The organism is Mycobacteroides franklinii, assembly GCF_002013895.1.
Classification (GTDB): domain Bacteria; phylum Actinomycetota; class Actinomycetes; order Mycobacteriales; family Mycobacteriaceae; genus Mycobacterium; species Mycobacterium franklinii.
Genome location: NZ_MAFQ01000006.1, coordinates 287,394 through 300,439 on the forward strand (window position 1 = coordinate 287,394; position 13,046 = coordinate 300,439).

The following is a 13,046-nucleotide window of genomic DNA, read 5'->3' on the forward strand; positions in this document are numbered from 1 at the left end:
TCACCGGGCATGGTGATCTGCGGCAATGCTCAGTAGCATGTGACGACGACCGTGCCCCGAGCGCGGCGTTATCTGCTGCCGGTGTGCCGTGTACTTGCAACTGTCCAGACGTTTTAAGCGAGGTTGAACATGGGTGATGGCCCAAACGCCACTCCTGCCCAACCACGCGCGTACGGCTCGGCCCCATGGGAACGCACGATCGAACCCGTTGGCAGTCATCCTGACATTGACGTGGCGCCGGAACCGTCCAACACACCGTGGACACCACCACCTGCCCTGAATCACTCGCTGCCCGACCCCACCGACGACGAGTGGACCCGGCGGTTGCAGACCGAACAATCGCTGCGGGAGCCGGAGCGCGCGGCGGCCGAGGCTCCGGTGCCCCGGCCCGCACCCCTGCCTCCCGCGCGGCCTGCCAGGCCGGCTCCCAACGGATCGGCTCCCAGGCCCCCGGAGCCGCTGGTGCCATCGGCGCACGAAACGGGATCACACTCGCTGTCGGTCGCCGATCTCCTGGCCCGTGAGGGTGCCAGCGGCGGCCGACGGTCACGTCGGCACTCGCGCGCCCAGGAGTCCGACGACTACGCAGAGGAGCCTGCTCCACCGTCGTTCGTCGACGAAAGCCACACAGACGTCCTCCCCCAGGTGCAGGAACACGCACCCGATCTTGATCAACATTCCCAGGAGCCGGCGGACGAATACGTCGACTACCCAGACGACGCCCCCCTCTATGACAAGGCCGCCGCACGTCGCGTTCGGGCATCCAACCTGGACGACGACATCGACACTCGCGCCATCCCGATCCGGGTGGGCAATCCGGAGGCCGTTGTCCGGGAGGAAGAAACCAAACGCTCGCGGCGGCCGATCTACTTCGGGCGCTCCATCGCCGCCGTCGTCGCGGTGTGCTCCCTCACCCTGACCGGGGGTGCGTGGCAGTGGAGCAACGCCAAGAACAGCAGGCTCAATCATGTCGAGGCGCTCGACCCCAACTCCCGCGACATCCGCGATCCCAACGGTCAGTACGGCGACGAAAACTTCCTCATCATCGGCGTCGATACCCGCGCCGGCGCCAACAGCGCCATGGGCGCCGGTGACACCTCCGATGCCGAAGGCACGCGCTCGGACACCATCATGTTGGTCAACATCCCGGCCAACCGTAAGCGCGTCGCGGTGGTGTCCTTCCCCCGCGATCTGGCGATCCAGCCGACGCTCTGTGACGTGTGGAACGAGGACTCCAAGGCCTACGGACCCGACAAGGCTTACACCGAAACCAAACTCAACTCAGCATTCGCCTTCGGCGGACCCAAGTGTCTGGTCAAGGTGATTCAGAAGATCTCCGGGTTGAACATCAACCGCTTCCTCGGGGTGGACTTCGCCGGGTTCTCCAAAATAGTCGACGCGCTCGGCGGGGTCGAGGTCTGCTCGCCCACCCCGATCGAGGACTACGAGCTCGGCACTGTGCTGGAAAATGCTGGGCGCCAAACGATTAGCGGCCACACGGCGCTGCAGTACGTGCGCGCGCGCCAGGTCACCACCGAGTACAACGGCGACTACGGACGCATCAAGCGGCAGCAGTTGTTCCTGTCATCGCTGCTGCGTTCGATGATCTCGCACAACACTTTCTTCTCGCTGAGCAAGCTCAACAATGTGGTGAACACCTTCATCGACGACTCCTATGTCGACAACATCAGGACGAAAGACCTTGTGGACCTTGGCCAGTCGCTCCAGGACGTGAAGGCCGGCCGAATCACCTTCCTGACCGTGCCCACCGATGGCACCGACTCCGAAGGCAACGAGACACCGCGCACCACGGATATCCGAAAGATCTTCGACGCCATCATCAACGATGATCCGCTGCCCGGCGAGCTGCAGCCCGACGGCACCCGCGTTCCGATGCCCGGCACCACCACCCAGGACACCACCCTGGCATCCAGCGAGCACGGATCCGCGCGCGAGCTCGGCGAAACATCCACTGCCACACCGACTCCTGAGAACACCCCGGCCACGCCCAGCGAGCAGGTCGACCTGGTGACCACCGAGCCCAGCGAGATCAACGTGCACGTGTCCAACAGCACGGGCCAAACCGGCCTGGCAGCGTCGGCGGCCAGCCAGCTGACCCGATACGGATTCGGCATCACCACCACCGACGATTACCCGTCGGCCTTGCCCGCCACCACGGTCTTCTTCTCGCCGGGTCACGAGCAGCAGGCCGCGACGGTTGCCGCCTCGTTCGGTAACGCCCGGCTCCAGCGGATCAATGGCGCTCAAACCACGGTGCGGGTTGTCCTCGGGAGCGACTACACCTCCACCGCAAACTTGCAGGCGCCGCCCGCCGCCGGGTCGACCGTCCCACTGCAGCTGTCGTCCGGCTCGATGGCCCCCGCCGAGCTTCCGATGGACCTGACCGTCGTCAACGCCGGCGACACTAGCTGCGGATAGTCCAGCTATTTAGACACTGCTCGCAGTTTCGTACACGGAACCTGTAGTGGCATTCACTCGCCGTTCACACCAGGTCCATGACTCGACGACGACGGGTCCGTAGTCTTGATTCATGCGTACCGCGTTTCAGGAGCAGCTGTCCTCGTTGTCGGCACAGCTGGGGGAGATGTGTGGGTTGGCCGGAGCCGCCATGGAACGGGCCACTCGCGCATTGCTGCAGGCCGATCTGGTTCTCGCCGAACAGGTGATTTCTGACCACGAGCAGATCACCGCGATGAGTGCCGCGGCCGAGGAAAGCGCCTTCGCCATTTTGGCCTTGCAGGCTCCGGTGGCCGGCGATCTGCGTGAGGTCGTCAGCAGCATCCAGATCGTCGCGGACGTGGACCGGATGGGCGCCCTGGCCCTGCACGTCGCCAAGATCGCCCGCCGCCGCCACCCGCAGCACGCCCTGCCCGAAGAGGTCAACGGATACTTCGCCGAGATGGGCCGTGTCGCAGTTGATTTGGGCAACAGCGCACAAGAGGTGCTGTTGACCCGCGACCCGGAGAAGGCCGCCCGCATCAACGAAGAAGACGATGCGATGGACGACCTGCACCGGCACCTGTTCACGGTGCTGATGGACCGCGAGTGGAAGCACGGCGTGGCCGCCGCCGTCGACGTGACCCTGCTGGGCCGCTTCTACGAGCGGTTCGCCGATCACGCGGTGGAGGTCGCCCGCCGGGTCATCTTCCAGGTGACCGGAACCCTGCCCCCGGAGGGGCAAGGCCACGACCACCTCACCACGATCTAGCGCACCTACGGCACCAGCACGATCTTTCCGCGGGTGTGCTGACGTTCCAGCAGCTCGTACGCACCGCGCACGTCATCCAGCGGGAATGTTTGCGCGACAGTGACTTCTAGCTTTCCAGCGACAATCAACGCGGCCAGCTCGGCGAGCACCTCCGCCGAGGCGCCTTCGGCGTTTCCCACACTTTGCACGCCGAATCGCTCGATTGCCGCGAAGTCGATGATGGTGTCGATTCGCCGTAGATCCACCCCGAGCTCATTGAGTGCCAGCTCCACGTAACCACCGCCGAAGAGGTCGAGGAAGGCGTCGACCCGTCCCCCGGGCACTGCTGCCCTGATCCGGTCGGCCAGTCCGTCGCCGTAGTTGATCGGGATGACGCCGTGCCCCGTGAGCCACTCGTCGTTGTCCGGCCCGGCGATGCCGATCACGGTCGCGCCCGCCGCCTTGGCGAGCTGTACCGCGATGGTGCCCACTCCCCCTGCCGCGCCCGAGACGACAACCACGTCGCCGGGAGCCAAATCGACCGAGCCAACCGCGGCGTATGCAGTGGTGCCCGCGACAAACAGGCTGCCCGCCACCTCCCACGACAAACTCTCGGGCTTGATGACCAGCTGGCCGACCGGGACGACCACGAACTCCGCGTGACTGGCCCGGTCATCGGTATAGCCGAACACCTCGTCGCCCAGGGCGAATTCCACGGTCCCGGGGCCGGTCTCGACAACCACACCCGCCAGGTCACTACCCTCCCCGGACGGGAAGGCCGCCGGGAATCTGTCATGCAGCATCCCGGTGCGGATTTTCGCCTCGCCGGGGTTGATCCCCGCGGCCCGCACCTGAACCAATACCTGGTCAGCGGCCGGCACCGGCCTCGGCACATCCCTGACTTCGAGAACGTCTATATCGCCGTAGCGATCGAACTGCACTGCCTTGGTCATGCACATGTCAACGGGGTTGACTCCGGCACTATTCCGCCCGATCGGGCGGGCAGGATCAGCCGAAGCGGCCGGAGATGTAGTCCTCGGTGGCCTTCTGGGTGGGGTTGGAGAAGATCTTCTCGGTGTCGTCGATCTCCACCAGCATGCCCGGCTTGCCGGCGGCCTCCAGGTTGAAGAACGCGGTCTGATCGCTGACGCGCGCGGCCTGCTGCATGTTGTGCGTGACGATGACGATGGTGAACTCCTGCTTGAGCTCGGAGATCAGATCCTCGATCGCCAATGTCGAGATGGGGTCCAGGGCCGAGCACGGCTCGTCCATCAGCAGCACATCCGGCTGCACCGCAATGGCTCTGGCGATGCACAGGCGCTGCTGCTGACCACCGGACAGCCCGCCACCTGGGCGATCAAGACGGTCCTTGACCTCGTTCCACAGGTTGGCGCCCTGCAGGGAACGCTCGGCGACCTCGTCGAGGGTCTTCTTGCTGCGCACACCCTGCAGCCGCAGACCTGCCACCACATTGTCGCGAATCGACATGGTGGGGAACGGGTTTGGACGCTGGAACACCATGCCGATGGTCTTACGCACCGATACCGGGTCCACCCCGGCACCGTAGATATCGGCACCGTCGAGCAGCACCGAACCCTCGACGCGGGCGCCCGCGGTCACCTCGTGCATCCGGTTGAGCGTGCGCAGCACGGTGGACTTACCGCAACCGGACGGGCCGATGAAGGCCGTCACGCTGCGAGGCGGAACCGACAGCGCGACATCCTGAACGGCGTGGAACTTGCCGTAGAAGATGTTGACGTCCTTGAGATCGAGGCGCTTGGCCATGACTACCTTCCTAGACCTTTTTCGGCGCGAAGAAACGCGAAATGAGCTTGGCGATTACGTTGAGAACCGCGACCAACAAGATGAGAGTGAGGGCGGCGCCCCACAGCCGGGACTCGGCAAGCCCCACTACCGAACCACTGCGCTGATCGAGCATCATGCCGGGCAGCGAGGCCATCTCTCCGCCGAACATGTCGTAGTTGATCAGCTTGCTGTAGCCGACGAGCACCAGCAGCGGCGCGGTCTCACCCATGACGCGGGCCAGTGCCAGCATCACACCGGTGACCACACCGGACAGCGCGGTCGGCAGCACGATGCGCGAGATGGTCTTCCATTTGGGCACGCCCAGGGCATAAGACGCCTCACGCAGATCATTCGGAACGATCTTGAGCATTTCCTCCGAGGAACGCACCACCACCGGAATCATCAACAGCACCAGGGACAGGGATACCGCAAGACCTGACCGCGGCAGCCCCAGCGTCGCCACCCATAGGGCGTAGATGAACAGCGCCGCGACGATGGACGGCACACCCGTCAGGATGTCGACCATGAAGGTGGTGAGCTTGGCCAGCCGAGAGTTGGCACCGTATTCGACCAGATAAATCGACACGAAGATGCCGATAGGCACCGAGATGACGGCGCAGAACAGGCCTTGGAACAGGGTGCCGATGATGGCGTGATAGGCGCCACCACCCGCGATCCGGTTGGTCATCATGTTCTGCGATTTGAACCACCAGTCGGCGCTGAGGATGGCATCGAATCCGCGATCGAGCACGGTGTACAGCACCCACACCAGGGGAATCAGAGCGATGATCACCGCCGCCGAGACCAGCACGGTGGCAAGTGCATTGGTGAACTTGCGCCTGCCCGAGAGCGGATGGAACGCAGGCTCCTTCACGGGCCTGTCAAGAGTCGTGGTCATGCCCGGCCCTTTCCGCCGACGACGGCACGTGCCGCCGAGTTCACCAAGAACGTGAGCACGAACAGCACCAGCCCGGCCGCGATGTAGGCACCGGCCTCCAATTCGTTGTTGAATTCCGACGCATTGGACGCGATATGGGTCGCGAAGGTGCTGCCGCTGTCGAACAGCGACCAGCCGAACGCCACCGATGTACCCGACAAAATCAACATCAGGGCGATGGTCTCGCCCAGCGCGCGGCCGAGACCCAGCATGGAACCACTGATGTACCCGGAGGTGCCGAACGGAATGATGGTGGTGCGCACCACTTCCCACTTGGTAGCGCCCAAGGCGAGCGCCGCCTCGATCTGCCCTTTGGGAGTTTGAATGAACACTTCTCGCGTGACCGCCGCGATGATCGGCAGGATCATCACCGCCAACACGATGCCACCGGTGAACAGGTTGCCGCCGCCCGCAATGTTCACGGGGCTATCGGCGAATAGTGGTATGAACCCGAGATTCCCGTTGAGCCACAGGGCAACCGGTGCGATCGCCGGCGCCAGCACATAAATGCCCCACAGGCCGTAGACGATGGAAGGCACCGCGGCCAACAGGTCGATGACGTAGGCCAGCGGCCCACGAACCCGTGCGGGCGCGTACTCGGTGAGGTAGATCGCGATCCCGAGGGCCACCGGCATGGCGAGCAGCAGCGCGAAGACCGAAACGAAGACCGTGACCGAGAACAGGTCGAGAACGCCGAAGTGCATGTGCGCCGTGTCGTCGGTGCGCCACGGACCGTTGTAGAGGAAGAAGTTCTCGTCGTCGTTGCTCAGCGCGGGGACGGCACGCAGGATCAGAAATATCGCCACCAGCCCGATCAGCGCGACAACGAATACGCCCGATCCCGTCGCGAGTCCGGAGAAGATGCGATCACCGGGACGGGTAACCGCCTTGGTGACCTTGGCGGGTGGCTGATGGTCGCCCTCATCGCTCATGGGTTGTGGCTTCTCCTCGAAGACCGATCCGTCAAGATCCGCCGAACGGGCTACCCCCACGGGATCGATCCCGCTGGTCTGGCTGCTCATTGAACTCGCTGTCTATGTGGTTGATGGTACGTCCCCACCCGGGTTGCCCGAGCTCGCCGGGTGGGGACCTACCGCTGCTAAGCGAGCGCCTTGATGGCCGTCTCGAGGCGGGACTTGAACTGCGTGGGCAGCGGGGCGTAGCCCACATCGGACAGACCCTTCTGTCCCTGGTTCACCGCGACCGTCAGGAACGACTTCACCGCGGCGGCGACGTCGGCGTCCTTGTAGCCCTTGGAGCAGACGATCTCGTAGGTAGCCAGCACGATCGGGTAGGCACCCGCAGTCTTGGTCCCGTAGATCGAGGCCAGGTCCAGCTTGAGGTCGTTACCCTCGCCCGCGAACTTGGCGGTCTCCACCGAGGCCGCGGCGGTCTCCGGGGTCAGCGCAACCGCGCCGGCACCGCTGTCGATCTGCGCGTACTCCATCTTGAGGTCGTCGGCGTAGCCCTTTTCCACGTAGGTGATGGCGCCGGGCAAGGCCTTGACCTTCTCGGCCACACCCGAGGACTTCTCTGCGCTCTCACCGGCGCCACCTTCCCAGCTGCCGCTGCTGCCCTTGGTCCAGCTCTCCGGGGCGGCGGTGGTGAGGTACTTGCCGAAGTTCTCGCTGGTGCCCGACTTGTCCTTGCGGTACACCGGGGTGACCTTGGTGTCCGGCAGCGTCGCGCCCGGGTTGAGGGCAGCGATGGCCGGGTCGTTCCAGGTGGTGATGACGCCGGTGAAAATCTTGGCGGCGGTGTCCGCGTTCAGGACCAGCTTATCCACACCGGGGACGTTGTACGCCAACGCAATTGGGCCGAAGACGACGGGCAGGTTCCATGCCTCGTTGCCACCGCAGCGCTCCTTGGCCTTGCCGGCCTCTTCCTCGGACAGCGCCGAGTCCGAACCACCAAGGTCGACCTGTCCGGCGATGAAGTTGTCGCGTCCCTTGCCCGACCCGGTGGGGTTGTAGTTGATCGACTTTCCGGGGCACGCGGTCGAGTACTCGTTGGCGAAGATGTCGAACGCGTTCTTCTGAGCCGACGAGCCCTCGGCGCTCAGCTTGGCCTTGCCCGCACAGTCGCCCGATGCGGAAGCAGAGCCGGAGGCGCTGGAGGAGGAACCTCCGGTGGTGTTGTCGGTTCCGCAGGCGGCAAGGCTTGCGGACAGAGCGACCGCGGCGGCCGCCGCGAAGATCGTGGTGCCGGTGCTCTTAAGATTCACGGCCTTGAGGTTCACGGCTCTCGCTTTCTCGCATATGTGATGGAAGACGATGACGGGGATGGAATCTTCTACGCGCACCCCGGAAACTAAAGGCAGTCAATGGACGGGCACCGGCCCGCAGGTAAACGGAAAGTGAACTCACAGACTTGACAGTCCGGTTGTTATCGCAGGTAAACGCCCTGTCAGGCACGACCATAGGCGGCGTCGGTCAGCGCCACCTGAAATCCCAGCCGCTGGTATGTCCGCAGCGCCGCTTCGTTGTCCGATTCGACGTACAGCAACACGGTGTCCAAGCCGAGGCCCGCCAGATGATGCAGTCCCACCAGCGTCAATAGCTGGCCCAATCCCCGGCCCTGTGCGGCGGGATCAACCCCGACGACGTACACCTCGCCCACCCCAGGCTTGTCGACATGTCTTTTGGTCCAATGGAATCCGAGAAGTTCCCCGGTGTGCGCGTCGCGCGCCAGGAACAGCCCGTCCGGGTCGAACCATCGTTCATCAAACCGGCCGGCGAGGTCGTCCTGAGTCCAGCCTCCCTGCTCCGGATGCCAGGCGAACGCGGCGTTGTTGACGCGCAGTAGATCCGAATCATCCTGGGAGCCAAGGTAATGACCGATGACAACGCTGGGGTCTTGGGAGAGTGCGGGCAGCTCGGCCAACGGGCGACGCATCTGGCGCAGCCGCCGCAGCGCGACCAGCCCCAGCTTGGCTGCGACCGCCTGTGCGGCAGGCAGGTCGCCGTGAGCCCAGATACGGGTGCTCTCGCCCCCTTCGAGGAAGGCTTGCCGGATCATCGCCGAACCGATCCCGCGGCGGCGGGCGACCGGTGCGACCACCAATTCGGCCATCGCCGTGGCATTCTCGGCGGCGGCCTCGTCGGGCAGCACCATATTGAGGTAGGCCGCCACATCGTCGCCGTCCTCGGCAACCAGGTGCTTGGCCCCGGTGCCGCGCAGCTCGCGCAACACCTGCTCCCCCACGGGAGCGATACCGTCGACGCGGGTGGCTTCGACAACCAGTTCGCGTATCTGTAGCTGGCGTTGACTATCGAGAAGCGGGACCCATTCGGTCATACCGTCACGCTAGTCGGAGATCTACCCCGCGATGGTCGTCCCCGGTTCGGACGCGATGTCCTCGCCGGTACCGTCGTCATCCATCTCGCCGATATCGGGTTCCGCGGTACCGGGGCTTGCGGACGCGCCGGGGTCACCCTTGGCGCGCGGCGGGCGCACGGCCTTGTAACCGACATTGCGCACGGTGCCGATCAGCGACTCGTACTCGCCACCCAGCTTGGCCCGCAGGCGACGCACGTGGACATCCACGGTGCGGGTGCCGCCGAAGAAGTCGTATCCCCACACCTCTTGAAGCAGCTGGGCCCGGGTGAAAACCCGGCCGGCGTGCTGCGCCAGATACTTCAGCAGCTCGAATTCTTTGTAGGTGAGATCGAGCGGGCGACCGCGCAACCGCGCGGTGTAGGTGCCCTCGTCGATGACCAACTCACCGAGAACGACCTTGCTGGCGTTCTCCACGTTGACCGCACCGGCACGACGGCCCACCAGTAGACGCAACCGGGCGTCGATCTCGGCGGGGCCCGTGCCGGGCAGCAGGATGTCATCCAAACCCCAGTCGACGTTGACCGCGACCAGGCTGCCCTCGTTCACCACGGCGACCACCGGGACCGAGGATCCGGCCGCTCCGAGTAGTCGGCATAGTCCGCGCGCGGACGCCAGATCGGTGCGCGCGTCGACGATGGCCACGTCGGCAGAGCCCGCCTCCAACAGCGAGGACACCTCGCTGGGCACCGGTCGCACGGTATGGGCGAGCAGCGACAGAGACGGCAGCACCGCATCGGGATTTGGGTCAGCGGTCAGCAGCAACAGGTCCAACGAGCCCTCCAACACCCGGGTGCTTCGGTCTCCAGGTGCTCCATAATGTACCGCGCCACCTGCTGATAAGCGCGGACGAGCCGTTCGCGTGACGACCGTGCGCGTTGGACGAGCCGCTCAAGCGCGGGCCGGCGGGGCCTGTCGGGAACGGTGGGCGTGCGGCGGTACGCCAGAATATGCAGATGCGCAAACCCCTGATCGCCACTATCGCGGCGGTATGTGCACTGGCGATCGTGGCCACCGGCACCGATTTCGGATTTGCGATCTACGCCGAATATCGGCTGTCCCGGACGCTGCGCGCCGAGGCGAACCTGAGCTCGGATCCGTCGGTGGCCATCCTGGTGTTTCCCTTCATCCCCCAGGCGCTCGCGCACCGATACAAGGAAGTAGAGATCAAGGCGCATGGCGTCGATCACGCCGAGACGGGGAAGGCAACGCTGGAGGGCACGTTGCACGGGATCGACATCTCCCAGGCCTCCTGGCTGATCCGCCCCGACTCCCCGTTGCGGGTGGACCGCGTGGAGAGCCGAATCATCATCGATTCCAACCACCTGGGCCGATTCATGGGAATCAATGACCTCGCCGTCGAACCGCCGCCGAAGGAGCAGAACGACGCCACCGGCGGCACCACCGAATCCGGCATCTCCACGGGAACGGGTCTGCTGTTCACCGGGACGCCCAAGACAGGTGAGTTCCAACACAAGGTGACCGTGTCGGTCGACGTGTCCGTCGGCGGACCGGACAAGACAGATCTGCAGTTCGTCGCTACGTCCGTGGTCACGGGCCCGGGAACGGCCGACCGCGACGTGCCCGAAGAGCAGCAGGCCGGTGTGTTCGCCGCGTTCACCAAGGTGGTCCCCCGACAGAAGCTTCCCTTCGCCATCGAACCAACAACGGTCGGCGCACGTGGATCAGATGTGATCATCGAAGGTATCGCCAAGGGAGTAACGATCTCCCTGGACGCGTTCAAGCAGTCATGAGGTCAGATCTGTCCGCTCTTCAAGCGAGCGGCTCGTCGCCACTGGTGACCGCGGTCATTGCGATTGCGGTCGCACTGCTGGCGTCGAGCCTCATCGCCGTGGCCATCAAGAGCAAGTCCGGCAAGCTGCGCGAAGGCACTGGCGGAACAGATGGGGTCCAGGCCCCGCCCGGTATCGAACTCTCAGCGACCGGGCCGACGATCGTGCATTTCAGCGCGGTGTGGTGTGGGCCGTGTGCCTCGGTCCGCCGGGTCGTCGACCAGGTGACCGCTGACCAGCCGGGGGTCGCACATATAGAGGTCGATATCGACGCGAATCCCGACGCCGCACGGGCCCTCTCAGTGCTTTCGCTGCCGACAACCTTCATCTTCGATGCCACCGGACGGCAGGCATATCGGGTCTCCGGAGTGCCCAAGGCCGCGGACCTGCGCACTGCGCTGCAGGGCATGACGCAGCCGGGGTAAACTCGTCGCCGTGCAAGCCCGCCTTGAGCCGATGCTCACGAAACGACGCGCTGTCGATCTGTGCCGCGTCGCGGGCTGCTGTTGTTGTTGCTGCTAATCGCGGCCATCTTCGAGTGCATCCGCATTCAGGTCGCCAAAAGGTGTAGCCATATCCGCCACCCTTAGGAGCACAACAACCCATGACCACTGCCAACACCACGCCTGTAATCAGTCAGGTTGACGTTCGCGGCCCCCGCTTCTCGGCGTGGGTCACCACCACCGTTCTCATCGTCACCCTGGCCGTGTCTGCCGTGTCACCGGCAGCCGCTGCGGTGATCCTGGGGCTCCAAGCTGTGGTGTTCGCGATTGGCGCGCTGCTGGGACCGCATCGCGCCCCGTACGGAACGATCTTCCGGACGCTGATCCAGCCGCGGCTGAGCCCGGTGACCGAGCGCGAGCCCGTCCCGCCTCTTCAGTTCGCACAGCTGCTGGGCTTCAGCTTCGCCGCCGTCGGCACCATCGGGTTTGCTACCGGCCTCACCCTGCTTGGTGTGGTCGCCACCGCTCTCGCACTCGGTGCCGCCTTCCTGAACGCTGCCTTCGGCATCTGCCTGGGCTGCCAGCTGTACCCCCTCGTCACTCGTTTTCGCCATACACAACCGTCGGCTCAATAACCCGGCAAAACCACTCAGTACCCCGCAAGAAACACGGAAGGAAGTCCTCTTTATGGCACGCTCTGACGTACTGGTCTCCGCCCAATGGGCGCAAGACAACCTTTCCGCCCCCAACACGGTGTTCGTGGAGGTGGACGAGGACACCAGCGCGTACGACGTCGGCCACATCGAAGGCGCCGTCAGGCTGGACTGGAAGACCGATCTGCAGGATGCGGTCAAGCGCGACTTCGTCGACCAGCAGCAGTTCTCGAAGCTGCTGTCCGACAAGGGCATCAGCAATGACGACACCGTGGTTCTGTACGGCGGCAACAACAACTGGTTCGCCGCGTACGCCTACTGGTACTTCAAGCTGTACGGGCACCAGGACGTGAAGCTGCTCGACGGCGGCCGCAAGAAGTGGGAGCTGGACGGCCGCGCGCTGTCCACCGACACCGTTTCTCGCCCCGCGACGTCCTACCAGGCCGCTGCCCCGGATAACTCCATCCGCGCTTTCCGCGACGAGGTGATCGCCGCGATCGGTGCCAAGAACCTGGTGGATGTGCGTTCGCCCGACGAGTTCTCCGGCAAGATCCTGGCCCCCGCGCACCTGCCGCAGGAGCAGAGCCAGCGTCCAGGGCACGTCCCCGGCGCCATCAACGTCCCGTGGAGCAAGGCAGCCAACGAAGACGGCACCTTCAAGTCGGATGAAGAGCTGGCCAAGCTCTACGCCGACGCGGGGCTGGACGGTGAGAAGGAAACCATCGCGTACTGCCGTATCGGTGAGCGTTCCTCGCACACCTGGTTCGTGTTGCAGGAGCTTCTGGGACACCAGAACGTGACGAACTACGACGGCAGTTGGACCGAATACGGCTCCCTGGTGGGAGCCCCGATCGAGTTGGGAAGCTAGTT

14 protein-coding genes are annotated in these 13,046 nt (G+C 64.7%); 7 read left to right on the forward strand and 7 right to left on the reverse strand.

What is annotated here, in order from left to right; genetic code table 11:
• Positions 1-129 precede the first annotated feature (129 nt).
• Together B4393_RS11205 and phoU are read left to right on the forward strand one after the other, a co-directional pair.
• Complete coding sequence (locus B4393_RS11205; protein WP_078334212.1) at positions 130-2,439, forward strand: LCP family protein; 2,310 nt, start codon at positions 130-132, stop codon at positions 2,437-2,439.
• A gap of 112 nt (positions 2,440-2,551) precedes the next feature.
• A complete protein-coding gene (gene phoU, locus B4393_RS11210) occupies positions 2,552-3,229 on the forward strand; it encodes a phosphate signaling complex protein PhoU (protein ID WP_070936665.1) in 678 nt (225 codons plus the stop codon).
• A gap of 5 nt (positions 3,230-3,234) precedes the next feature.
• On the opposite strand, the gene B4393_RS11215 is transcribed toward phoU, so the two are convergent.
• The 7 genes from B4393_RS11215 to B4393_RS11245 form a co-directional block, all read right to left on the reverse strand.
• A complete protein-coding gene (locus tag B4393_RS11215) occupies positions 3,235-4,161 on the reverse strand; it encodes an NADP-dependent oxidoreductase (protein WP_078334213.1) in 927 nt (308 codons plus the stop codon).
• A 55-nt stretch (positions 4,162-4,216) separates the two neighbouring features.
• The gene (pstB, locus tag B4393_RS11220) at positions 4,217-4,993 is read right to left on the reverse strand and encodes a phosphate ABC transporter ATP-binding protein PstB (protein WP_070936667.1); all 777 of its coding nucleotides are present in this window, start codon (positions 4,991-4,993) and stop codon (positions 4,217-4,219) included.
• A 10-nt stretch (positions 4,994-5,003) separates the two neighbouring features.
• Positions 5,004-5,912 carry a phosphate ABC transporter permease PstA gene (gene pstA / locus B4393_RS11225; RefSeq protein WP_078334214.1) on the reverse strand — a complete coding sequence of 303 codons (909 nt, stop codon included), beginning with the start codon at positions 5,910-5,912 and terminating at the stop codon, positions 5,004-5,006.
• Entirely contained in the window at positions 5,909-6,973 is a 1,065-nt protein-coding gene (pstC, locus tag B4393_RS11230) for a phosphate ABC transporter permease subunit PstC (RefSeq protein WP_078334215.1), read from the reverse strand. The genes pstA and pstC overlap by 4 nt, the downstream gene beginning before the upstream one ends.
• 77 nt (positions 6,974-7,050) lie before the next feature.
• Entirely contained in the window at positions 7,051-8,190 is a 1,140-nt protein-coding gene (gene pstS / locus B4393_RS11235; protein WP_070936670.1) for a phosphate ABC transporter substrate-binding protein PstS, read from the reverse strand.
• Positions 8,191-8,357: 167 nt separating this feature from the next.
• Complete coding sequence (mshD, locus tag B4393_RS11240) at positions 8,358-9,248, reverse strand: mycothiol synthase (protein ID WP_078334216.1); 891 nt, start codon at positions 9,246-9,248, stop codon at positions 8,358-8,360.
• 21 nt (positions 9,249-9,269) lie between these two features.
• On the reverse strand, positions 9,270-10,061 hold the full coding sequence (locus B4393_RS11245; protein ID WP_078334439.1) for a winged helix-turn-helix transcriptional regulator: 792 nt from the start codon (positions 10,059-10,061) through the stop codon (positions 9,270-9,272).
• 176 nt (positions 10,062-10,237) lie between these two features.
• Between B4393_RS11245 and lmeA the strand changes: the two genes are divergently transcribed.
• The 5 genes from lmeA (at position 10,238) to B4393_RS11265 (ending at position 13,044) form a co-directional block, all read left to right on the forward strand.
• On the forward strand, positions 10,238-11,041 hold the full coding sequence (lmeA, locus tag B4393_RS11250) for a mannan chain length control protein LmeA (RefSeq protein ID WP_078334217.1): 804 nt from the start codon (positions 10,238-10,240) through the stop codon (positions 11,039-11,041).
• A gap of 44 nt (positions 11,042-11,085) precedes the next feature.
• Positions 11,086-11,505, forward strand: coding sequence for a thioredoxin family protein (locus B4393_RS11255; RefSeq protein ID WP_078334440.1), 420 nt, complete (start codon positions 11,086-11,088; stop codon positions 11,503-11,505).
• Positions 11,506-11,515: 10 nt separating this feature from the next.
• Positions 11,516-11,602, forward strand: a complete 87-nt coding sequence (locus B4393_RS28450; RefSeq protein ID WP_353615267.1) for an Ms5788A family Cys-rich leader peptide — start codon at positions 11,516-11,518, stop codon at positions 11,600-11,602.
• Positions 11,603-11,684: 82 nt separating this feature from the next.
• Positions 11,685-12,158 carry a DUF4395 domain-containing protein gene (locus B4393_RS11260; RefSeq protein ID WP_078334218.1) on the forward strand — a complete coding sequence of 158 codons (474 nt, stop codon included), beginning with the start codon at positions 11,685-11,687 and terminating at the stop codon, positions 12,156-12,158.
• A gap of 52 nt (positions 12,159-12,210) precedes the next feature.
• On the forward strand, positions 12,211-13,044 hold the full coding sequence (locus B4393_RS11265; RefSeq protein ID WP_030094247.1) for a sulfurtransferase: 834 nt from the start codon (positions 12,211-12,213) through the stop codon (positions 13,042-13,044).
• Positions 13,045-13,046: the final 2 nt, after the last annotated feature.